17 protein-coding genes are annotated in these 22,974 nt (G+C 58.7%); 7 read left to right on the forward strand and 10 right to left on the reverse strand.

Translation table 11 applies throughout. The features are described 5' to 3' along the window. Positions 1 to 2 precede the first annotated feature (2 nt). The 5 genes from tssM to ACOTXI_RS04480 are packed head-to-tail and all read right to left on the reverse strand — an operon-like array spanning position 3 to position 7,276. On the reverse strand, positions 3 to 3,623 hold the full coding sequence (gene tssM, locus ACOTXI_RS04460; protein ID WP_058653356.1) for a type VI secretion system membrane subunit TssM: 3,621 nt from the start codon (positions 3,621 to 3,623) through the stop codon (positions 3 to 5). A gap of 3 nt (positions 3,624 to 3,626) precedes the next feature. Then, positions 3,627 to 4,865: a DotU family type VI secretion system protein gene (locus tag ACOTXI_RS04465; RefSeq protein WP_008502648.1), complete on the reverse strand. Its 1,239-nt coding sequence runs from the start codon at positions 4,863 to 4,865 to the stop codon at positions 3,627 to 3,629. Between the two features lie 17 nt (positions 4,866 to 4,882). After that, the gene (gene tssK / locus ACOTXI_RS04470) at positions 4,883 to 6,226 is read right to left on the reverse strand and encodes a type VI secretion system baseplate subunit TssK (RefSeq protein WP_008502649.1); all 1,344 of its coding nucleotides are present in this window, start codon (positions 6,224 to 6,226) and stop codon (positions 4,883 to 4,885) included. Positions 6,227 to 6,254: 28 nt separating this feature from the next. Then, on the reverse strand, positions 6,255 to 6,758 hold the full coding sequence (gene tssJ, locus ACOTXI_RS04475; protein ID WP_023344389.1) for a type VI secretion system lipoprotein TssJ: 504 nt from the start codon (positions 6,756 to 6,758) through the stop codon (positions 6,255 to 6,257). 23 nt (positions 6,759 to 6,781) lie between these two features. Then, the gene (locus tag ACOTXI_RS04480) at positions 6,782 to 7,276 is read right to left on the reverse strand and encodes a hypothetical protein (protein ID WP_058653360.1); all 495 of its coding nucleotides are present in this window, start codon (positions 7,274 to 7,276) and stop codon (positions 6,782 to 6,784) included. A gap of 1,004 nt (positions 7,277 to 8,280) precedes the next feature. Here ACOTXI_RS04480 and ACOTXI_RS04485 point away from each other — a divergent pair. Continuing rightward, positions 8,281 to 10,569, forward strand: coding sequence for an FdhF/YdeP family oxidoreductase (locus ACOTXI_RS04485; RefSeq protein WP_058653362.1), 2,289 nt, complete (start codon positions 8,281 to 8,283; stop codon positions 10,567 to 10,569). Between the two features lie 21 nt (positions 10,570 to 10,590). Beyond that, positions 10,591 to 11,487 (forward strand): LysR family transcriptional regulator, encoded by an 897-nt coding sequence (locus ACOTXI_RS04490; RefSeq protein WP_058653363.1) that lies wholly within the window; start codon positions 10,591 to 10,593, stop codon positions 11,485 to 11,487. Here ACOTXI_RS04490 and ACOTXI_RS04495 read toward each other — a convergent pair. Further along, positions 11,466 to 12,224, reverse strand: coding sequence for a phosphate/phosphite/phosphonate ABC transporter substrate-binding protein (locus ACOTXI_RS04495; protein ID WP_058653365.1), 759 nt, complete (start codon positions 12,222 to 12,224; stop codon positions 11,466 to 11,468). The genes ACOTXI_RS04490 and ACOTXI_RS04495 overlap by 22 nt on opposite strands. Beyond that, entirely contained in the window at positions 12,217 to 13,188 is a 972-nt protein-coding gene (locus ACOTXI_RS04500) for a fatty acid desaturase (RefSeq protein ID WP_087855443.1), read from the reverse strand. Before ACOTXI_RS04500 ends, ACOTXI_RS04495 begins: the two co-directional genes overlap by 8 nt. Before the next feature lie 148 nt (positions 13,189 to 13,336). Here ACOTXI_RS04500 and ACOTXI_RS04505 point away from each other — a divergent pair, with 148 nt between their 5' ends. Together ACOTXI_RS04505 and gap are read left to right on the forward strand one after the other, a co-directional pair. Further along, positions 13,337 to 14,317 (forward strand): GlxA family transcriptional regulator, encoded by a 981-nt coding sequence (locus tag ACOTXI_RS04505; protein ID WP_058653369.1) that lies wholly within the window; start codon positions 13,337 to 13,339, stop codon positions 14,315 to 14,317. 78 nt (positions 14,318 to 14,395) lie between these two features. Further along, positions 14,396 to 15,406, forward strand: a complete 1,011-nt coding sequence (gap, locus tag ACOTXI_RS04510; protein WP_021240396.1) for a type I glyceraldehyde-3-phosphate dehydrogenase — start codon at positions 14,396 to 14,398, stop codon at positions 15,404 to 15,406. A gap of 41 nt (positions 15,407 to 15,447) precedes the next feature. On the opposite strand, the gene ACOTXI_RS04515 is transcribed toward gap, so the two are convergent. After that, positions 15,448 to 16,635 carry an MFS transporter gene (locus tag ACOTXI_RS04515; protein ID WP_023325486.1) on the reverse strand — a complete coding sequence of 396 codons (1,188 nt, stop codon included), beginning with the start codon at positions 16,633 to 16,635 and terminating at the stop codon, positions 15,448 to 15,450. Positions 16,636 to 16,750: 115 nt separating this feature from the next. Here ACOTXI_RS04515 and ACOTXI_RS04520 point away from each other — a divergent pair, with 115 nt between their 5' ends. Both ACOTXI_RS04520 and ACOTXI_RS04525 read left to right on the forward strand, forming a co-directional pair. After that, a complete protein-coding gene (locus ACOTXI_RS04520; RefSeq protein ID WP_008502659.1) occupies positions 16,751 to 17,707 on the forward strand; it encodes an AraC family transcriptional regulator in 957 nt (318 codons plus the stop codon). 102 nt (positions 17,708 to 17,809) lie between these two features. Beyond that, entirely contained in the window at positions 17,810 to 19,495 is a 1,686-nt protein-coding gene (locus tag ACOTXI_RS04525) for an alpha,alpha-trehalase (RefSeq protein WP_023344396.1), read from the forward strand. Between the two features lie 64 nt (positions 19,496 to 19,559). Here the strand turns inward: ACOTXI_RS04525 and ACOTXI_RS04530 are convergent, their stop codons facing one another. Further along, entirely contained in the window at positions 19,560 to 21,662 is a 2,103-nt protein-coding gene (locus tag ACOTXI_RS04530) for a TonB-dependent siderophore receptor (protein ID WP_058653370.1), read from the reverse strand. A 112-nt stretch (positions 21,663 to 21,774) separates the two neighbouring features. Then, positions 21,775 to 22,029: a GlsB/YeaQ/YmgE family stress response membrane protein gene (locus tag ACOTXI_RS04535; RefSeq protein WP_008502662.1), complete on the reverse strand. Its 255-nt coding sequence runs from the start codon at positions 22,027 to 22,029 to the stop codon at positions 21,775 to 21,777. A 208-nt stretch (positions 22,030 to 22,237) separates the two neighbouring features. Between ACOTXI_RS04535 and ycgR the strand changes: the two genes are divergently transcribed. Beyond that, positions 22,238 to 22,969, forward strand: coding sequence for a flagellar brake protein YcgR (gene ycgR / locus ACOTXI_RS04540; RefSeq protein WP_058653372.1), 732 nt, complete (start codon positions 22,238 to 22,240; stop codon positions 22,967 to 22,969). The last annotated feature ends 5 nt before the right edge of the window (positions 22,970 to 22,974 follow it).

Genomic DNA, 22,974 nt, shown 5'->3' on the forward strand with positions numbered 1-22,974 from the left:
GGTTATGGGCATGAGAAACGGGGAAGCTGGAACGGGTTGCGAATGCTGTTTGGCGCAAACTCCAGCGTGACCTGATGTCCGTCGACGTTGAAGGTGGCCTGACGGCTGAGGCTACCCGCCCCCGGGCTGGTGCTCGCTTTATCAAAGAAGCGGTTCAGCGCCCAGGAACCGTTGGTCACCAGCGTCGCCGTGCTGCCGTTCGCCAGACCCAGCTGCATGCGGACCTGGTTGGTGCCGCCCGGCCCCGGCCAGTTCATGATCTGCACCGCCTGCGGCCCGTGGCTGTAGCGCAGCAGCTGACCGTCCACGTCCAGGGTCAGGTTCAGAATGGTGTTATCCATTCGCACGGTGCGAACCGTCACCTTGAAGGACGGCGTGGTTGCGCCGTTAGCAAAGAAGGCGTCGCGAATCGACTGGGCCTGCTGGAACGGTCTCAGCAGCCCTTCGCTTCCCGGCAGCGTTTTCCCGTCGATGCCCGGCATAAAGCGCCAGTTGGCCTGGGTGGTGTCCACTTTGCTGGTCAGGTTATCGCGAAAGAAGGTATCCATCAGCCCGGTCCCCGGCGCAAACATGCGCGCGAGATCGTCAGGGGTGACCTCGGTGCTGGCGCTGCGCACCAGCGGGTAGCGACCGGCAATCGCCTGACGGCAGAACCCCCCCACCTCAACGTTAATGCGCTTACGCACGTTTTCCAGGTCACGGCGCTGGGTGTCGCTGCTGGCACCCACCGCCATGTTGCTGAACATGGTTTGCAGCCCGCCGGGAAGACGACCGGCGCTGGCCTGCAGGCGGCTGATCGCCTCCCCGCCCGGTGCCGGCATGCCGCTGTTGGCGGCATCCTGCACGGCGGTCAGGTAGCGATACAGCTCATCCACCTGCTTGATAAAATCGTCAAACACGATGGTCTTCCCGCCCTTCTCCAGCGGCTGGGCCAGCTCAATCATCGGCGCGTAATGGTCGGTCACCAGCTGCTCCGGCGCCTGGGTAACCGCGGCGGCCTGCGTTGGCGCGTTGTCATTATTGCTGAACAGCGCTTCCAGCGTGCGGGTCGCGCGGCTGCTTTGCGCCTGCGCTTTACCCGCATCTTCCGGCGCTGGCGTATCGCGGGAGAGCGTCAGGACCTGGCTCAGGTTCTGCACCAGGCGGCGCAGCGGCGAGCTGGCGCCGGAAAGCAGGCGCGCGGTGTTGATGCGCTGGGAAAGGTCGGCGCTGTTATTCAGCTGAATGTCAGCGAGAAAGCGATCCCAGTTAGCGATAAAGTCGCGCATATAGAGCTGGCGCACGGCGTTATCGATCTGCTGTTTATCTTCCTGCGCCGTGGCGGCCCCCAGCACCCAGGCGTCGTCCTCGTGCAGCGCCGTAGTGACGCTGTCAATCTGGCCGTTAAAGCTTTTCCAGTAGCCGTCCGGCGTATACAGACCCGGAACGCCTTCGCTCACCGGCTTGCCGCTTTTGCGGGAAAATACCAGCTCGCTCTGCGGTCCGCCCAGGTCGGAAAGGGAGACCGGCTTCAGGTTGTCGTCATGCTCCAGCAGGCGCTTCAGGCGGCCGTAGACGCGGGTTGAAAGCGGCTGCTGGCCGATCATCGCTCTTTCGCGCGCCACCAGGGACTCGTCCTGCGCGTACGGCGAGGCCTGAATTTTCGGCTCCAGCAGCTGCGTCAGGTGCCATTCAAGCTGCTGCAGCTGCGCCTTCGTGACGTTCTGCGGCAGGTTACGCTGCAGGTTGAGCATTACCCACGAATGCAGGAATTTGCCGTCGTAGTGCTTCGGCTGATAGAGCATCTGATAGGCTTTCAGCGCCTCGTAGCTGTATTCCACATCGCTGCCGTTGTCGTTGCGAAGCCAGGTGGTGATGTGCATGGCGACGGCAGGGAGCAGCATCTGATCCAGCGCTTTCTGATACAGGGACTGAGAGGCATCGCTGACGTCATCCCCGCGATAAAGCCCCATACGGCGGGAGACCGGCGGATCGTTCACGTCAAACGCGTCGCTTTTCGGCAGATCCACCAGGCTATTCAGAAGCGGCAGCAGTTCGAACAGATCACGCTGGGTCTGGTTCTGTAAGGCCTTGCTCTGCTGGTCGAGCAGCGGAACCTTCGCATCCACTTCTTCCAGGTAGGCCTTGTTTTTGGCATAGCTGGTGAGCCACAGTCCACCCAGGATCACCAGCAGGGCCAGCAGCGCCGCATAGCCAGACCAGATCACGGCCCGGTTGCGCAGCTCCCACCAGCGGTTTTCTCCGGCGATCCCGGCTTCCTGGAAGATGACGTTTTGCAGCAGGTTCTTGATGAAGAAACTCTGGCCTTTTGCGCCCGGGATTGGCGATTCTTTGCTGACCGAATCCCAGTTATCGCTCTCTGCCCCTTCCGGCAGCGACAGCGCGCGGTTCAGTTCGCCCATCACGCGGTCGAACGGCATGCCTTCCTGCGTCCCGCTGGCGAAGTAGATCCCGCGCGGAGAGAACTCGGTTTCGAAGTTCGAGCGGGCGAAGACCGTGCTGAGGTAATCCGCCAGCAGCGGACGCAGCGCGGCGAACTCCTGCGGGAAAAGATACGCTTCGGCGCGGGTCTTCGCGTCATGCTCTTTGAGCATGGTTTCCGGCAGCCCGGCGTCGAGGCGCTGCTGCAGCAGAGAAAACTCCTGCTGGAAGTTGCCCATCAGGTCGTAATCGGCGTGTTTGGTTTGTTCCCACGGCAGCGTGAAGCCCCAAATCTGGTCGCGCTGCGCTTTATCGTAGTCGGCAAACCAGGCGCGGAAGCCTTTAAGCAGGTCGGCCTTGGTCACCATCACGTAGACCGGGAAGCGAATCCCCAGCTGTTCATGCAGCTCGGACAGACGCTGACGCAGGTTCACCGCCTGCTGGCGGGACGCCTCGGCTGACTGGGTGAGCAGGTCAGAAATGCTGATGGTGACGATCACACCGTTGATCGGCTGGCGGCGGCGATACTTGCGCAGTAACCCCATGAACTGCAGCCATTCCCCGGCGTCCTGCACCTGCTCGCTCTCCTGGGTGGTATAGCGACCCGCGGTGTCCAGCAGCACGGCCTCGTTGGTAAACCACCAGTCGCAGTTGCGCGTGCCGCCAATGCCGCGCAGGGCGGTCTTACCGAAACGGTCGGCCAGCGGGAACTGCAGCCCGGAGTTGACCAGCGCCGTGGTTTTACCGGAACCCGGCGCGCCGATAATGACGTACCACGGCAGCTGATAGAGGTATTGCGTGCTGAAGCGCTGCGTCCACTGAGCGCCCTGTCCCGCCTTGCTGAAGTGCGCTTTTTTCAGCATCTGCGCGGCTTCATCAAAACGGCTGGCGAGGATCTGCTCCTCGTTGTTCAGTCGCTTCTGCGGATCCGCCGCTTCCGGGCTGGTGGTGTTCTCATTGAGCTTGTCCATCAGCTTGCGGTTCAGCCAGGCGTTATAAAGACGCGGCAGAATGTGGCCCTGCGCCCACAGCAGATAGACCACGGCGATACTGATGATGCGGTTCTGTTCAGATTCAAGCGGCCGGGTGTCCACGATGGACAACAGCGGGCCAATCATCCAGATCACCGCCGCCAGCGCCGTGACGCCGAGGAAGCTCCACAGAATGCGGTTAGTCAGTATGGAAAGAAGAGTCGTCAGCATTCCTTAGTTTCCTTGCGGCAATCCGTTCAGCTCGGCCTGGGTATTTTCAGGCGACACCAGCAGAGTAATTTCCACACGGCGGTTACGGGCGCGGTTTTCAGGCGTCGTGTTCGGCGCCACCGGGTTAATCTCGCCCCGCCCTTCCGCTTTCACGCGGCCAGGCTGAGAGAGGCTTCCCTGCAGCATTTTCTGTACCGAGCGGGCGCGTTCCAGAGAGAGTTCATAGTTAGAGGCAAAGCGCGCGCTGCGGATCGGCACGTTGTCGCTGTAGCCCACCACCAGAATTTTGCCGCTCACGTTATTCATTGCCTGCGCGATGCGGTGGATGACCGGTTCATAGCGGTCGCGCACGACGGTCGAGGCAGAGGCAAACAGCCCGTCGCCTTTCAGGATAACCACGCTGCGATCCGCTTCGTCTTTCACCGCGACGAGGCCAGCCTCGATCTCCGGTTTCAGGAAGCCGCGCAGGTTCAGCACTGCCGGAAGCTGACGCGCCGGTTGCTGAATAGTGGTTTCCGGCAGCTGGGACTGGTAAATCTTCGCCAGCACCGGGTTGGTGCTGTCGCCAAGACGCCAGTTGAGCACGATATAAAACAGACAGGCGATAAACCCGGCCAGCGCCACGCAGGCCCAGAGAGGAACCATCGGCCGCCAGAGCTTGCGCAGCACCGGGCGATCTTCCGGATGGGGAGAAAGCGGCGCCGGATAGCTGCCGCGCACGCCGCGGATCATCTGCCACAGCCGCTGCTTGATGGTCTCAAGCTGGGTGCGGCCATTGTCCAGCACCCGATAGCGTCCTTCGAAACCGAGCAGCAGGCAGTAGTTGATCATCTCCAGCAGCAGAATGTGCTCGCGCGGGTTTTGCGACAGGCGCGCCAGCAGCTGAAAGAACTTCTCGCCGCCCCAGGTTTCGTTATGGAACGTCACCAGCAGGCCATTGCTTGACCAGACCCCGCTGCTGCCCCAGGGGGTGAGCGCGGCAGCCTCATCGAGCGCCGTACACAGGCAGTAGCGTGCCCCGACGATCACTTCGTAGGGCAGCCCCGCCTGCTGGCAACGGACTTCAAAACGGCGAATTTCATCGATCAGGCGCTGGCGTAGCGCCACCTGATCGTCGTGCGATACCGAATGACGGATCTGCGGAATCGCATTGAGCAGCGGATTGGCGGCCGCCACCAGCTGATTGTTGCTACTGGCCCCGGTGAACGCGGCATCGCTGCCGGTATCCTGTCGTTCCTGCATATTAAGCGCTCGCTTTATTATTCTGTCGGGCTACGGATGGCCCAAAACTCCATATCCAGCCCCGGGAACTCCCCCGCAAGGTGCAGGGCGAATGCGCCGGACTTATCCATCTCGTGCCACAGCTCGCTGCCCTTTTCGAGCTCAAAGTAGCTGTAGCCGGCATGCCACGGGATCTGCGGCGGTGCAACCGGCATGGCGCGCAGCATAATGCCCGGCAGCTGAAGCTGAACCAGATCGCGGATTTTCGACACCGGTGCGACCTTCATCTGCGCCGGGAAATGGGTTTGCAGGTGTTCGCCCGGCACGTTGGCTTTGACCGCCAGCACGAAGCCGAACTCACGCACCATGCTGGTTTCAGGCACCGTGGCGATGTTGAGGCCGTGAGAGCGCTCGTTAAGCGGCAGCTGGATAGCGTGGTCTTCCATCACCAGCGACAGCCCCTGACGCAGCATCAGCATCAGCTTGCTGAAGCAGTTCGCCAGATCGTCATGATCGTAAATCGGCAGCACGCTTTCGGCGGTACGCTGCGACGTCCAGGTGGCGAGCTCGGTGGCAAACGGCAGCCAGCTGCGCCAGAGGGTTTCCGGGTGCAGCAGCGGGAGGGTTTTTAAATGAGACACCTCGCCCAGATGACGGTTAACCAGCGACAGCAGCGTAAACTCGATCAGTTCAGAGGTGTTAAAGCGGCCGGGCTGGCGCAAACGGCCGCCAATCTGCTGGCTGCGCTGCACCAGTAAGCCGTGCAGATCGTTGATCATGCTGTAGATCTGCGGGCTGTTATTGGCATTGAGCATCGGCGGGATGTAGCTGTTGTCGAGCCGCACGTGGTTGTCGTTACGCTTCTCGGTCACAAACGCCACGCCGATGGCGGTCCACTCCGCCGTGAGGTCTTTTTCGAGCATCAGGGTCAGACGCAGGCGGCCAAACTGGACGGTAGCATCCCCCACCGACATGGCGTTATCGTCCTCCACCTCCTGCTCGAACGCGATAAAGCGCGCCAGCGAGGATGGCTCTTCGCTGAAAATCACCTCTTCTCTCTCGCCACGACGAACCGGCAGTGCGAGCACCACCTTTTCGTTGGTGAGATTGTCAGGAATTTTCAGCGGTACTGGACCGTTACGCCCGTTGCGCACCTGGAAAAAGGTGCCGTCCGGCAGCAGCCCACTGCAGTAGCTCAGGGCAATGCATCCCTGACGAAGCATCGCTTCATCCAGTTCAACGTCGAGAAAGCCCCAGAGATACGATCGCTGCAGCGCGCCCCATTCACGAACATGGTTGAGCAGATAGCTTTCAGTCCGCTGAAAATGGTGTGGACGCAGGAACATGCCTTCGGTCCAGACGACCTTTTCTGCTTTCGTCATGATGATGTGTTTCCTGTTTAGAAGCGCGTTACTGGCTGATGACCCGAATGCCGTTCACGTCGAGAAAAACGTTGGCCTGAAGTTCATCGGCGGACCATTTCCAGAACTGGTAGATATGATTTTCGCCAGGCACGGGCAGAGGGAGTGAAACGCGCCATTTTTTGCCATCCAGCACCTGGTACTCCGCCATCACGCCGATGTAGCGAGCCTCCGGCGAGCTTTGCCCGCTGAGAGTTTTTGACAGCTGTCCCGGCATCAGGAAGAACACATCGCTGTTCAGCAGATTCGCGCCAAGCGTGGCTGACGCGTTGTTCTGCAGGGAGTAGAAGTCGCTGGACATGAAATCCGCATCGGATTTCAGCAACAGCACCCGAACCTTAAGCGGCGCAGATTCATTGATTTGTGGATGAGCCTGAAACTGCAGATTGTAGCGGGAGGGGTCGCTGTGTGAAGACGACGAACAACCACCGATCAGCGCGAAAATCATCGCGTAAAAGAATAACCACAGCCTATGAAAATTTTTATTATTCATAAAAATGCGCTCATGAAAGCCGTTTAGTTCAGGATCCAGGTACCGTTAGCGCTGTCTTTGCAGGCTTTGCTGTTACCGTCGACATCAACACAGGTCGCTTTTTTACGCGCCTTTGGACGAATAGCCTGTTTACGCACGGCGGCATCGTACTGGTCGGCCTTGATAACGGCGCGCATCGGAACGTAACCAATCAGCTGCTCGTTGCCTTCATCGGCAAGCGCCATCCAGTAGTGTTCAACCTGCCCCAGCACCACGTACGTTTTTCCGGTCTCGAGAGTGCGGATAACTTTACCGCCAAAGTCAGGACGGCTCATCAGGGAGGCCGGATACATGGCACGATACGGCTCGTTAACCGGCGTGAACTCCGTCGGCGGCGTCACAGCGTGACGGTGGGTTAAGGTGACGCCGTTGACCTGGCTGGTCTCGATCGTATCGTCGTTAATCACAGGTTTCTGCGGTGCTTTACAGCCCGCCACCGCCATTACAAACAGAAGTGAAAACAGTACGCGCATTTTCATATGCTTTTCCGTAGCGATATTTCGATGATGGAGATAAGGGGATGAAGTTTGACTTAAGTGCTATTGTTAAAATAGCCAGGATATTTTCGGGGCGTTACTACTTTAAGGGCATAGCTACCGCACGAGCCTTTCAGAATAAGGCCCAGTGTCTTCCTGACATATTTTGACAAACGGTAAACAAGTTTACATGAGCTTCGTATCAATTCAATATTTACCGCCGCGTAACTGTTGGTAAATGAAGCAGTCGGAAAATTATAGGATTAATCCTATGATAAAAAACGATATGGCCCACCCTTTCTTATTTCTCCACCACAAAACTACATAACATCATGTTTTATCTATTAAAAAACACAAAAGAGAACCACTTTCATTAACGCAATCACGCTATTATCACCACTACCATAATTAGTAGAATTCGCGTTTTTTTGATGTCAAATGAATATATCCATGATGAATTATTTGTTGCACTAACAGGGTATCTTTAATATTGAAGACGCTTCATCGCCTGGGTGCGAATATTTCACTTATGCAGAAAAATGTTAATTTCATGCCGCAAAAAAAGCGTATATTTTAGGCCGTAATAATTCCACTGCCAGGTATACCTTATATCTATTATTCATTAAGCGTGAGTAAACCTTCCTGCCATTCTCTCAAATGAAAAATGCCTCCAGCAGCCCGCGAGCCGCGAATCGTGGCGATATCTCCAGCGCAACAGCTTCATTCGATGTTTTACTGGCGCTACATACTTTCCTGCTCACTGCCATCTATCTCGCCTACCGGACGATAGATAAGATTTATTATTAAAATGATAAATATTCGTTATAATTTCTTTAAATATTTAAACACCAGACCAGATAAATTACTGTAATAAAAAGAGTTTGCGTTAAGGCATTTTCCCGTTCCGTATGTGCGTTACCATCCGGCCGTCATTGCTTTCACCTATTGCTCTCGTCAGTGATTTTTTGAGCTCAGGCGTTGTGTGATCGAACAAATCAGGAGTGGGTATGAACAAGAAAAGACGCTCGGTGCCAGGCATCAGACACTATGACGGCCCTGCCGGCGGTTGGGGCGCATTGAAAGCGACGGCCATTGCGGTACGCACCCAAATGGATACCTTTGACGCCCCGGCGACGCTGCTGCGCACCAACCAGCCTGACGGCTTTGACTGCCCGGGCTGCGCGTGGCCTGATAAAGAACACAAATCGACGTTCCAGTTCTGCGAGAACGGCGCCAAAGCGGTGACCTGGGAAGCGACCAGCAAACGCGTCACCCCCGCGTTTCTGGCCGCAAACACTGTCTCCTCGCTGCTGGCAAAATCGGACTTTGAGCTGGAAGGCTACGGGCGGCTGACGCATCCCCTGCGCTATGACCGTGCGAGCGACACCTTCCGTCCCGTCGACTGGGACGAGGCGTTTCAACGCATCGGCGAAGTACTGCGCGGGCTCAAACCGGACCAGGTCGAGTTCTATACCTCCGGACGCGCCTCTAACGAAGCGGCGTATCTGTTCCAGCTGTTCGCCCGCGAATACGGCACCAATAACTTCCCCGACTGCTCAAATATGTGTCACGAGGCCACCAGCGTCGGTTTGCCCCGTTCGATTGGCATCGGGAAAGGGACCGTCTCGCTGGACGACTTCGACAAGACGGAGCTGGTGATCTCCATCGGCCATAACCCCGGTACGAACCATCCGCGAATGATGGGGACCCTCCATGAGCTGGCCCGCCGCAACGTGCCGATTATCGTCTTTAACCCGCTGCGCGAGCGCGCGCTGGAACGTTTTGCGGACCCGCAAAGCGTGATTGAAATGGCGACCTACGGCTCCACGGATATCGCTTCGACCTATTTCCAGGTGAAGGCCGGGGGCGATGCCGCCGCGCTGAAAGGGATTGCCAAACACCTGCTGGAAATGGAGTCCGAACGCGGGGACGTGCTCGATCGCGCGTTTATTGCCGAACACACCCAGGGCTTTGAGGACTTTGCCGCCGATATCGCGCAAACCCGCTGGGACGAGATCGAACGCGAGTCAGGTCTCAGTCAGGCGGCGCTCAAGCAGGTGGCAGAGGCGTATGCGAAATCGAATGCCACCATCATCACCTACGGGATGGGCATTACCCAGCACAACAAAGGGACGGCCAACGTCCGCCTGATTGCGGACCTGCTGCTGATGCGCGGGAATATCGGCAAGCCCGGCGCGGGAATATGCCCGCTGCGCGGCCACTCAAACGTGCAGGGGAACCGTACCGTCGGGATTAGCGAGAAACCCACGCCGGCCTTCCTGAACCGTCTGAAGGAGGTTTTCGGCTTTGAGCCACCGTCTCACCACGGCCATGACGCGGTGCAGGCCACCCAGGCGATGATCGACGGCCGCGCGAAGGCGCTCATCTGCCTCGGCGGTAATTTTGCGGTGGCGATGCCCGACCATGAACGCGGGTTCCCGGCCATGGGCTCCCTGGATTTGAGCGTCCACGTCGGCACCAAGCTCAACCGTACCCATCTGCTGGTGGGCAAAGAGACCTTTATTTTCCCGTGTCTTGGCCGTACCGAGCTGGATGTTCAGGCCACCGGCCGCCAGTCCATTACCGTTGAAGACTCGATGTCGATGGTGCATGCCTCATCCGGCAAGCTAAAACCCGCCTCCCCGTTGCTTCGGTCAGAACCCGCTATCGTCGCGGGCATGGCGAAAGCCACCCTGCCGGATACCCGCGTGGACTGGATGACGCTGGTTGAGGATTACGACCGCATCCGCGATCTGATCGAGCAGACCATTCCGGGGTTTGAGAACTATAACGCGCGGATCCGCGTTCCCGGCGGCTTCCGTATGCCGCTGCCGCCAACGCAACGTCTCTGGCCAACGGCGACGGGAAAAGCGATGTTCTCGGTCTTCGACGGCGTACACGAGAACGCCAGCGGTGAAGGTGAGCACGTCCTGCGCCTGATCACGCTGCGCAGCCACGACCAGTACAACACCACCATTTACGCGCTGGACGACCGCTACCGCGGCGTGTTTGGCCGCCGCGACGTGCTGTTTATGAACGAAGAGGATATGGCGCAGTCAGGGCTGGAACACGGCGACCGCGTGGATATCGAAACCGCCCTGCCCGGCAACGGACAGCGTCTGGAAGACATTACCGTGGTGGCGTACAACATCGCGCCGGGGACCGTCGGGGCCTATTATCCGGAGGCCAACGTGCTGGTCCCGCTTGATTATCTGGATAAGGACAGCGGTACGCCGTCGTATAAATCCGTTCCGGTTCGCATCACCCTGCGCTCAAAAGAGATCCGCATGCTGTAAGCCGATCGCGCAGAGAAAAAGATGGATATTAAACAGTTAAAATATTTAATCGCGCTCGACGAGACCCGCCATTTTGGCAAGGCGGCCTCGCAGTGCAACATCACCCAGCCGACTCTTTCCATGCGCATCCGCAGCCTGGAAGAGGAGCTCGGGCTGGTACTGATTGTGCGCGGGCAGCGCTTTGAAGGGTTTACGCCGGAGGGTGAACGCATCCTCGCATGGGCCCGCGCGCTGCTGGCCGCGCATGACGGGCTACAGGCGGAAGCCGCGCTGTGCAAAGGCCAGGTGGTGGGAGAACTCCGTCTGGGGATGGTGCCGCTGGCGAGTGTGGATCCGATGATCTTTATTCGCCTGCTGACGCAAAAATACCCGGAGCTGACCTATAGCCTCTATTCCATGTCCTCCGCGCAGATTGCCGACGGCGTCAGCCGCAATCAGCTTGAACTGGGGATTTGCTATCTCAACAGCATCGACACCAGCCAGTTCGATATTATCCAGCTTCCCAAAACGAATATGGGCCTGCTGCACGACGTCCGCCATTTCCAGCTCGGCCAGGAGACATTGACCTGGCGCAATCTGACGGATTTTCCGCTGGGGTTCCTGACCAAAGGGATGCATTACCGGGCGCATATGGAGGCCAGCTTTAAGTCTGCTGGCATTGAACCGAGGTCCGTTTTCGAGAGCGACTCGACGTTCCAGATCATCCAGGCGGTGCAAAGCGGCGTATGCTGTGCCGTGATGCCGCTGAACAACGGGCTGGAAGAGTTGAACAGCCATTTCAGGATTGTCCCCATCGCCGATGCGGATATCGAGGCCCCTGTCGGCCTGATTATGCGCCGACAGAAACCCGTCTCCTCGCTGGCGCTGCGCTGTTTTACCGACGCGCAGGAGATCTATCACGCCAGCAATGAGGCGTAGGCCTGACGCGTCACCACGCTAAAACCGCGGATCAGCACCGCGTCGCAAACGGCCCGGTGCTCCGGCGAACTCACCAGCGCGTGGAGCGCATCGCGAAGGGCGTTCAGGGTCTCAGGCGAGGTGCGGGGCGAGGTAATGAGCGGCAGCCCTGGCGTCAGAGGGGTATGGTCAATGACCGCCAGACCCGTCAGGCTTTCCGGTTCGTGACGCTGCAGCAGTGCCCAGGTGACACAGTCGATGGCCGCGAGATCCCCTGCCCCGCGTTTGACATCAATCAGCGACTGGCGATGGCTGCCGCTAAAGAACGTTTGCGCGAAAAACGGCTCCTGAGCCACCAGAGGCGCCACTTTTTTTCGCAGCGCATTGTAGCCGGACTGCGAGTCCGCAGAGTTACAGACCGCCCGTCGGCCGCGAAAATCCGCCAGCGTGAGGTGCCGATCCTCCTCGCGCACCACCAGAAAGCTGCGGTAGTGGAACCCTTCGCAGCCCGGGGCCGCGTAGTGAAAACAGCCGACGACCTGCACGTCCGAAAGCTGCGTGACGAGCGGATAACCGCAGGCCTGGCTGAGGATAAGCGCAGGCTGTCGCCAGTGGGTCAGAAGATCGGACTCCGGCCCGTCGGGGACATCTTCGACGGGCACACCGCGCGCGGCCAGCAGCCCCTTGACCGCCAGCCAGAGCGCGCGGGTGTCGGCGCGATCCACCGCATACATGGGAAACGCCAGCAGGTTACTCATATCCCTCCTCCTGTTGTTTTCCGGGGTGAACGGTGACGTCGACGGGCGTGGCCCAGAACTGGCGCAGCCATTCACCGTAGCCCCTGACGAGAAAACCGCGGTTTCGCTCCCGGTACGCCTCCCGGTTTTGCTGGTAGATCGCCTTCAGCCCGTACCACGGCACGCCCGGTAAATCATGGTGTACTGAATGGTAGTTGAGATTTAAAAACAGTATCCGCCAGAACAGCCCGGCCTCGTTAATGACGGAGCGTGCCAGCGGATCGTCCGCCGCGCGATGTTCGAGAAACGATCGCACCTTGGTCAGCGCCAGCGCCGGATAGCTGACCGCCAGCACGAACCAGACGGGGGAAAAACCGACGTGCGTCATCCAGGCGAAAAGCGCCACCAGCAGCGTGATGTGAACCAGCCACATCGTCATCGCCCGCAGGTGAAAATGACGAAACGCCGCCCCGGCGCTGCCCAGCGTCTGGACGATATCCAGCAGCGGCGCCAGCAGAAGCCGACCGGCAAAGGTATTCCGGGCCCGGATCAGGCGCTTCTGCCAGGGGGAAAAGCGCGACCAGCTCGCCTCGGTGAAATAGTACGACTCCGGGTCATCCACCGGATGGGTCAGGCTATCGTACCGATGGTGAGCCAGATGGGAATCCCGGTAGAGGCCATACGGGTACCAGACCGCCAGCGGGAGCGTGCCGAACAGTTGGTTAAGCCAGGCAAAACGGGTGGGATGCCCGTGGATAAGCTCATGCTGCAGGGACATGTACCAGGCGGTAAACCCGATCAGCAGCAGCGTGGCGGGCAGCAGGCCGAGCGTTTGCCAGAACGCCAGCGTGGCAAACCAGCCCGCATAAATCGTGAACATTAACAGCCAGGTGGGCAGTTCGCTTCGCCATAAGAAACCCGACGCGAGGCGGTGAATTTGATTGCGTTGTTGCGGATGTAAATAGAGGGAGCTTCGTTTACCCATTCCTTCAGACGCCGTTTCGCCAGAGACAGAGCCCTGACGATCGGGGATTACGCCTGAAATCACAAACAACTTAAATCGCTTTGCTTTGCCAGAAACGTGAAGTGCGGGCACGCTTGACTTATTCTGTGTTAAAGGTACTTTTCAGGACATGAAGAAGATCCTGATTATCGTTCCCGACGGCGGCATGCTGTTTGAAGCCGCCGGTATCGCCGACATTCTGATGCAGGCCAACCGGCTGCATCCGGAAGGGCTGGCGCATCCCCGCTACCGGATTATCATCGCCACCACGCAGCCTCACCAGGTGATCCACGGCCAGTCCGGTCTGAACCTGCTGGCGGACTATCGTCTGCCGGAGCTGGATCCGCGCGAACCGCTGGACACCATTATCATCACCGGACGCGGCATGAACGAGCAGGAGAGCATAGCCGTGGTGGACTGGCTGCACCTCGCTGCGCCGCACGCCCGGCGGGTAGCCTCTATCTGCGGCGGCGCGATGCTGCTGGCCCAGACTGGCTTGCTGGACGGTCGGCGCGCCACCACCCACTGGCGGCTGCTGGAGACCCTGCAAGCCCAGTACCCGTCAATCCAGGTCGAAGGCGGCCCGCTGTACATTCAGGACGGCCCCATCTGGACCTCCGGCGGCGTGAGTTCCGGGTTCGACCTGACCCTGGCGCTGGTGGAGGACGACTACGGATTTACCCTCGCCCGCGACGTGGCGCAGGATATGGTGATGTACCTGCGACGTCCCGGCGGACAGCTGCAGTTCAGCCGCTACAGCCTGCAGCAGCCGGGCACAGCAGGGCCGATAGGCGAAGTGCAAAGCTGGATCCTACAGAACCTCACCGCCGATCTGTGCGTGGAGAATCTGGCCGAGAAAGCGGCGATGAGCCCGCGTAACTTCACCCGCGTGTTCACCCGAGAGGCCGGGGTCTCGCCTGCCCGCTACGTGACCGAAGCGCGACTGGCCGCCGCCCGCCAGCTGCTTGAGCAAACCCGCGATCCCCTTGAGCGCGTTGCTGAGCAAAGCGGATTTGGCACCAGCATTAATTTACGCCGCATCTTTGAGAAACAGCTTCACCTCACGCCCGGCGAATACCGCAAGCGCTTTCATTGCCGCAAGATGGCGTAATCTGATCCTTTTTTGTCGTTTACGCCAGCCGGCCCGACGCCTACAGTGACTCCAGACAACAGAGATAAGGAGTGCACCATGGTTAAGGTCGGTATTAACGGTTTCGGCCGTATCGGACGTAATGTCCTGCGCGCGGCGCTGGGCAACCCGGATCTGCAGATTGTGGCGATTAACGATCTGACGGACAGTAAAACCCTCGCCCATCTGCTGAAGCATGATTCCCTTCTGGGCAAACTGCCCGCGCCCGTTGAAGCGGGTGACGGTGCGTTGCAGGTAGACGGCCAGCGGATCGTGGTATTTAGCGAACGCGACCCGGCGAATATCCCGTGGCGTGATGCCGGGGTAGACGTGGTGATTGAGGCCACCGGCTTCTTCACCGAGCGGGAGAAAGCGGCGGTGCATATCACCCACGGTGGCGCTAAGCGCGTCATCATTTCCGCCCCCGGGAAGAACGACGACCTGACGATTGTGATGGGCGTCAACCATGACCAGTACGATCCCGCCCGGCACGCGGTGGTGAGCAACGGGAGCTGCACCACGAACGGTCTGGCACCTGCCGCTCAGGTGCTGCATCAGCAGTTCGGAATTGAGCATGGCCTGATGAACACGACGCACGCCTACACCAACAGCCAGGCGCTGCACGATCAGCCGGAGAAAGATCTGCGCGGCGCCCGCGCGGCGGCGCTGTCGATTGTGCCCTACTCCAGCGGCGCGGCGAAAGCGCTGGGGAAAGTGATCCCCTCCCTGGACGGCAAGCTGACCGGGTACTCCCTGCGCGTGCCGGTGCCGGTGGTATCGATTGTCGATTTAACCGTGACGCTGAGCCGCAACGTGACCGCCGAAGAGGTGAATGACGCGTTCCGCAACGCGGCCGCCAGCGGGCCTCTGAAAGGCATTCTGGGCTATAGCGATGAACCGCTGGTCTCCAGCGATTACCAGGGTGACCCGCGCTCCTCGATTATCGACGGGCTTTCCACGCTGGTGATTGGCGGGAATATGGTGAAGATCCTGGCGTGGTATGACAACGAATGGGGCTTCTCTAACCGCCTGGTGGATCTGGCGGTATTGATGGATAAGAAAGGGCTGTAAACCTGAGGCCGGGTGGCACGAACGCACACCCGGCTAAAAAATCACTCCGCTTTCACTTTCACACCCATAAACACAATCACCATCGCCGTCACCAGCAGCAAACCGCTGCCCGCGAACACGCCGCTGGCACCGTTAAGATCAAATACCGCCCCACCTCCGGCCGCACCGGCGCTTATCGCCAGCTGGATTGAGGCCACCAGCAGCCCCCCTGCACTTTCGGCTTCATCCGGAACGGTGGTCGCAAGCCAGGTTGACCAGCCCACCGGAACCAGACCAAATGCAAAGCCCCACAGCGCGACCAGCAGCCCGTCCAGCATGGCCAGATGACCAAAGGCGACCATCATGAGCGCGAGAACGCCCATCGCAAACGGCACCAGCGCCAGCGTCAGGCGCAGATTGCGTGCCAGCAGATGCCCGGCCACGGAGGTGCCCACAAAGTTGGCGATACCAAAGCCCAGCAGGATCAGAGAAATGGTCTCCACGCTCGCCTGTCCTACCGTCTCCAGGAACGGACGCAGGTAGGTAAAGAAAGCGAAATGGCCGCTGAAGATCAGGATGGTCGCCAGCATGCCGCCGATCATCCCCGGACGGCGCAGCACGCGGAACAGCGTACTCAGGCTACCGCTGCTCTCCGGCTTCATGGACGGAAGCACCCACAGCTGCCACAGCAGCGCCAGCATGCTCGGCAGAATGCAGAGCACAAAGACGTTGCGCCAGCCGATCAGGCTGCCCAGATAGCTGCCCAGCGGCGCCGCGACTACCGTGGCAATCGACACGCTGGAGAAGATCACCGCCAGCGCTTTCGGCACTTTATCTGCCGGAACCAGACGCATCGTCGTGGCCGTCGACATGGCCCAGAATCCCCCGATCGCTATCCCCAGCAGCAGACGCCCCATGAGCAGGACGTGCAGATTGGGCGCAAAGGCCACCAGCAGGCTGGAGATAATTTGCAGCACCGAGAAAAACATCAGTACCCAGCGGCGGTCGATACTCTTGGTTGCCGGGGTGATCAACAACCCGGTGACCAGCGCCACCAGCGCGGTGGCGGTGACAGCCTGTCCGGCCATCCCCTCGGTCACGCCCAGGCTCGCGGCCATGGGTGTTAACAAGCTGGCGGGCAGAAATTCTGCCGTAATCAAACCAAATACCCCCAGCCCCAGTGAATAGACGGCCCGCCAGGCGGGTTTTGCAGGCGCTACCGCCTCGCTCGCCGCGACACATGAACTCATCTGTTGATCTCCCGTTATAAAAATGTGACTACTGTCGCAAAAGAATAGAAGGTTCACCCTGGACGATCTATGACATATAATCTCCACTTATTGATTATTCGTCCGGAGTTGCGCCATGACCGTACAGTCACCCGATTTGATCAGCGAACTTTTACGGGGCATGCGCCTGTCAGGCGTGAAATACCGGCGGATTGAAGCCAGTGCGCCCTTTGGCGTCGCGTTTCATCAGGCTCCCGGCCGGGCACAGTTCCATTTTGTGAGCCACGGTAGCGCCCTGCTGCGCATGGAGAGTGGCGCAACGTTCGAACTGAGCGGTGGCGACGCCCTCTTTATTCCCGGCGGGAATTCCCACGCTTTGCTCTCTGACGAGCAGGCCACACTTACCCCGGTCAACGCCTTCCCGAGCGAGCCTATCTGCAGCTCGGTCTGCGCCATTACCTGCGAGCCCTGCCCTGAGAGCGAGAACACCCTTATTTTTAGCGGGTGCATGGATTTTGAGCTGGGCGGGATGCAGCCGCTGATCAAGGCGATGCCGGAAGTGATGATGGTTAGCCGGCTGATGTCCACCTGGCCGGAAATTCATCCGCTGCTGGCGGCGATGGAGCGGGAATCCGCGGCGCGTCAGGCCGGGTATGCCGGGATCCTTGCGCGGCTGGCCGACGTGGTGGCGGCGTTAATTGTGCGGGGCTGGGTTGAAGGCGGCTGTGGCAAAGCCACCGGCTGGGTGCAGGTGCTGCGCGACCCGCGCCTGAGCCGGGCCATTTACGCCATGCACCAGCAGCCAGGCCTGAACTGGAGCGTGGCGGATCTGGCAAAAGAAGCCGGGACTTCCCGATCCGTTTTCGCGGAACGGTTTCTCGCGGCGACGGGAACGACCCCGGCAAAATATCTCAGCGAGCTGAGAATGCGGCTGGCCATTCAGTATATTCGTCATGAAAACCAGCCCATTGAAACGGTCGCGCTGCGGCTGGGATATGGCTCTCTGGCGGCATTTAGCCGGGCGTTTAAGCGCATCATTGGCCATGCGCCGGGCACGCTGCGGGAAGCCAGCCAGACCGCGGAAGAGGTCTGAAAGCGCGGCAATATTTAACGCGAAGCGGGCAATATTCGTCTAAGGTTTTCAGGTGATTGACAACAGCGGTCACGCTGTTTAGTGAAGACAGGAGACGAACTGATGATAAGACCTCGTACACTACGCCCCGCGTTTTTGCCCCTTGCGTTAGGCGGCGCGCTGCTCGGCCTAACGACACTGGGCTATGCCGACGATAACCCCGCAACCCAGACAACCTCACCCGATATTTTACTTGGCCCTCTGTTTAACGACGTGCAGAGCGCCAAACTGTTTCCCGATCAGAAAACCTTTGCGGATGCCGTCCCCAAAAGCGACCCGCTGATGATTCTGGCGGACTACCGCATGCAGCACACGCAGTCCAGCTTTGACTTACGCCACTTTGTCGAGATGAACTTTACGCTCCCTGCGGAAGGGGAAAAATACGTTCCGCCTGCTGGACAAAGTTTACGTGAGCACATTGACGATCTCTGGCCCGTACTGACGCGCACTACCGATAAAGCCAGCAACAAATGGGATTCCCTTCTCCCGTTACCGAAGCCCTACGTTGTGCCCGGCGGACGTTTCCGCGAGGTCTACTACTGGGACAGCTATTTCACCATGCTGGGCCTGGCTGAGAGCGATCATTGGGACAAAATCAGCGACATGGTGGATAACTTTGCGTATGAGATCGACACCTTCGGCCACATTCCCAACGGCAACCGCAGCTATTACCTGAGCCGCTCCCAGCCGCCGTTTTTCTCACTGATGGTTGAACTGCTGGCGACCCATGACAGCGACGCGCTGAAGAAATATCGTCCGCAGATGGAGAAAGAGTATGCCTACTGGATGGACGGCGTTGATGCCCTTCAGCCGGGCCAGGCCAACAAGCGCGTGGTGAAGCTGGATGACGGCGCTGTCCTCAACCGCTACTGGGACGACCGCGATACGCCGCGCCCGGAGTCCTGGCTTGACGATGTGAACACCGCGAAAAGTAACCCAAACCGACCGGCAACCGAGATCTACCGTGATTTACGGTCCGCCGCGGCTTCGGGCTGGGACTTTAGCTCCCGCTGGATGGACGATCCGCAAAAACTCGGCACCATCCGGACCACCAGCATTGTGCCCGTGGACCTGAACGCCCTGATGTTCAAGATGGAAAAACTGCTGGCCCGGGCAAGCCAGGAGAGCGGCGATGCCGCCAGCGCAAGCAAGTATGAGACGCTGGCCACCGCGCGCCAGAAAGCCATCGAGAGCCACCTGTGGAATGATAAAGAGGGCTGGTACGCCGATTATGACCTGAAGAGCAAGAAGGTACGCAATCAGCTCACGGCGGCGGCCCTGTTCCCGCTTTACGTCAAGGCGGCGGCGCAGGATCGTGCCGAAAAAGTCGCCGCGGCAACGTCCTCTCGTCTGTTGAAGCCGGGCGGGATAGCGACCACCACCGTCAACAGCGGCCAGCAGTGGGATGCGCCAAACGGCTGGGCTCCGCTGCAATGGGTGGCCGCGGAAGGGTTGCAGAATTACGGGCAAGAGAAGGTCTCAATGGATGTGACCTGGCGCTTCCTGAAAAACGTTCAGCATACCTATGACCGGGAAAAGAAACTGGTCGAGAAGTATGACGTGTCGACCACCGGTACGGGCGGCGGCGGCGGTGAGTATCCGCTGCAGGACGGCTTCGGCTGGAGCAACGGCGTGACCCTGAAGATGCTGGACCGGGTCTGCCCGAAAGAGAAACCGTGCGACAGCGTGCCGGAGAATCGGCCTGCGGCGAATGATGAGGTGGCGCCGGTGAAAGCCTCGGCGCAGTAAGGGAGTATTGCCGGGTGGCGGCTACGCCTTACCCGGCCTACTTTTTGCCCTAACAGGGCCTTGCTCAGAAACTGTAACTCGCCCCTAGCTGATACGTTCTGTCCCGCCCAATCCAGCAGTTGGTCGCGTCGTAGCAGGTCAGCGTCTCTTTGTTGGTGATGTTCTGCGCGCTGGCTTTAAGCGTTAGCCCTGCCAGCGAAGGCAGAATTTCACCCATCCGGTAGGATGCCGACAAATCGTACTGCGTGCTGCCCCCCAGCTTACCCGCATCGTTAGCCGGTGAGATTTCCATTGGTCCGGTGTAGCGTGCGCCCGCGCCCAGCATCAGCCCTTTCAGCGGCGTGTTTTCAAAGGTGTAATCCCCCCAAAGGTTGAAGGCATTCTCCGGCACCTGCGTTGGACGTTTACCTTTGTACTTGTCATCTTCCGTATTGATCGCGTGGGTGTAGGCGTAGTTCGCAATCAGCGTCAGGTTGTCCGTCGGGCGGCTGATGGCAGACAGTTCCGCCCCTTTGGATTCCACTTCCCCGGTCTGACGATAGTTCAGGAAGCCCGGATCGGAGGTGACGACATTTTTCTGACGGATGTTGAACACCGAGGCGGTAAAGGTAGTGGCGTAGTCGGCCAGCAGATATTTCACGCCGCCCTCCACCTGCTTGCTGGTGGTCGGTTTGACGTCTTTCGCCACGAGCGTGCCCTGCGGCGACACCGGCGCAAAACCTTCGGAATAGCTGATAAACGGCGAAATCCCGTTATCAAAGGCGTAAAGCGCGCCCAGACGTTTGGTGACGCGATCCTGCGATACCCAGGCCTTATCACCGTTTTGCAGATAATTGGTGGTGACGGAGCGATAATCATCGTAACGCAGGCTGGCCAGCAGATTTAACCCACCAAACTCCACCTGATCCTGCAGGTAATAGCCGTTCTGCTGATAGCTCAGACGGTTTTTCTGAGCGGTATACAGCCCTAATGCGCTTTCGCTGATTTGCGAATAGTCAGGATTGCGCATATCCATGCACGGCGTGGTCGACGCGTAACGGTAGTGGAAATGGGAGTTCAGCTTCTGATAGTCAAACCCGGCCAGCAGATGGTGTTGCCAGTCACCCAGCGCCACGGTTTTGGTGACCTGGTTATCGATGTTGAAGCTCTGCAGATCTTCATCGGTGGTGTAGGCAAAACGGTTGAGCTGATAAACCTCGCTTCCCGTGCCCGTTGCATAGACGCTGCGCTGATGCGTGTCGACGTCGAAATAGCGCGCCTTCTGGTTAAAGCCCCAGCCGCTGTCAAACTCATGCTCAAAGCTGTAGCCCAGCATCCACTGACGCTGCTTAAACCCGCTCCACTCATCACCGGCGTAATCGCGCTTGCCCGCGTATGTCGAGCGCAGGTAGGCGATCGGAAGCGGGTTAGACGGCGTCAGGCTCGGGGAGTTCTGCGCCAGCGCATCCAGGGTGAGGCGGGTTTTGCTGTCGGGTTGCCAGGTGACGGACGGGGCAACCAGGTAGTTTTCATACCGGGTGGTGTGCGGCTGATCGTCATTTTCCGTCGCTTTACCCAGCAGGCGGTAGTTCCAGTCGCTGTTGGCAATCTGCCCGGTTGAGTCGAGATAGCCCTCTTTCAGGTTGCGGTTGCCGGTGTCAAAACCGAATTCGGTTCGCGCTTCCCGCTGCGGCTTTTTACTCTGGATATTCACCAGCCCGCCCGGCGAGCCGCCGCCGTAGAGAACCGATGAGGGGCCTTTCAGGATATCAACGCTGTCAATCAACAGCGGATCGATGCGCGCTTTGGTATTGCCGGTGACGTTATAGGGTAACTGCAGCCCGTTGTAGAACTCCTGGTCGACGGTAAAGCCACGAATTTTATATTCGCTCATGTAGGAGGTATTTCCCCGCACTTCGGTTGAAACGCCCGGCGCATAGCGGAGGATTTCATTCACGGAATTCGCATGGCGCTTGTCAATTTCCGGCGCAGAGAGGGTCGTGATGACCTGCGGCGTTTTACTTTCAGCTACGGCCGATTTCGTGGCGCTGTTCGTCCAGGCCGGCAGCGCGCTGCCCTGCTCTGCGCCCGTGACGACGATAGTGGATTCTTCGGCGAATGCCGGAGCGTGCAGTGCGAGCGTGATGGCGCCTGCCAGGGCGCAAAGCGTAAAACGAGAGGGAGTCATAATGTCGTCTTGTTGTCAGATGCAATACGGAACGACAATTATTATCATTTACATTAACAAATCAATACTCAGGTAAAAAAACGGCCCTCCGCAGAGAGCCGTTTACGTTATCTTATGCTCGTCGCAGTAACCTGAATATGCCCAGCACCACAATGGCGCCCACGACAGCGACCAGAAAACTGTGCAGGTCAAAACCACTTATGTTGCCTCCGAAGCCAAACATCGTCGCCAGCCAGCCGCCCACAACCGCACCAACGACCCCGAGTACACAGGTCAAAATAAAGCCGCCGCCATCGTTTCCCGGCATGATCAATTTCGCGATAGCGCCAGCAATAAGACCAAAGATAATCCAGGCGATGATACCCATAGCGATGCCCTCTTGCAGGTTTAACGCATGTGCAGAAAACCATCTGCACAGCTAGCTTAAGTATAGGTCATCGCCGGAAAATCATTTTCTTGTCACCGACTTATCTTTGCCTGAACAGGCAAAAAAAACTCACCGGTTTGTATTAAGTTTCATTGCAGATTGCCGATAACGCTAAGACAGTCTGTCATCTATCAAGGAGCCATCCGGCGTGAGTCATTACAGTGAGCAGTTCCTCAAGCAAAATCCGCTGGCTGTATTAGGGGTATTACGCGACCTGCAAAAAGGTGAAGTGCCGCTGCGCATCAGCTGGTCGAATAATCAGTTCATCAGTAAGATCCTTGACGCCTCGCAGGAGCGGCTGGTGATTGATTTAGGCAGTCAGGAGTATGAAAACCGCGCGGCGCTGAAGGCGGAGAATATCGCGGTGATGGCCGAAACGCAGGGCGCCAAAGTGGAGTTTGTCCTGTCGCGACTGGAACTGAGCGAATACCAGGGGCTGCCGGCCTTTGTGACCCCGCTTCCCACTAATCTTTGGTTTGTCCAGCGTCGTGAATATTTCCGCATCAGCGCCCCGCTTCACCCTGCCTACTTCTGCAACGCCAAAATGCCGGACAAAAAAGAGATTCGCTTCCGTCTCTTCGATCTGTCGCTGGGCGGTATGGGCGCGCTGATGGATACGCCGAAGCCTGACGGACTGGTAGAGGGCATGCGGTTCACGCAAATCGAGCTGGATATGGGGGGCTGGGGGCGCTTTTATTTCGATGCACAGCTGATTGCCATCAGCGAACGCACCGTCGTGGACAGCAAAAATGAAACGATCACCACGCCGCGTCTGAGCTTCCGTTTCCTCAACGTCGGACCTGGCGCTGAGCGCGAACTGCAGCGCATTATCTACTCCCTGGAGCGGGAGGCGCGCGAACGCGCAAATAAAGTTCTGTAAAAAAA

The sequence above is a fragment of the Enterobacter cloacae complex sp. BZL2005 genome (genome assembly GCF_049238885.1).
GTDB classification, from domain to species: Bacteria; Pseudomonadota; Gammaproteobacteria; order Enterobacterales; family Enterobacteriaceae; genus Enterobacter; species Enterobacter roggenkampii.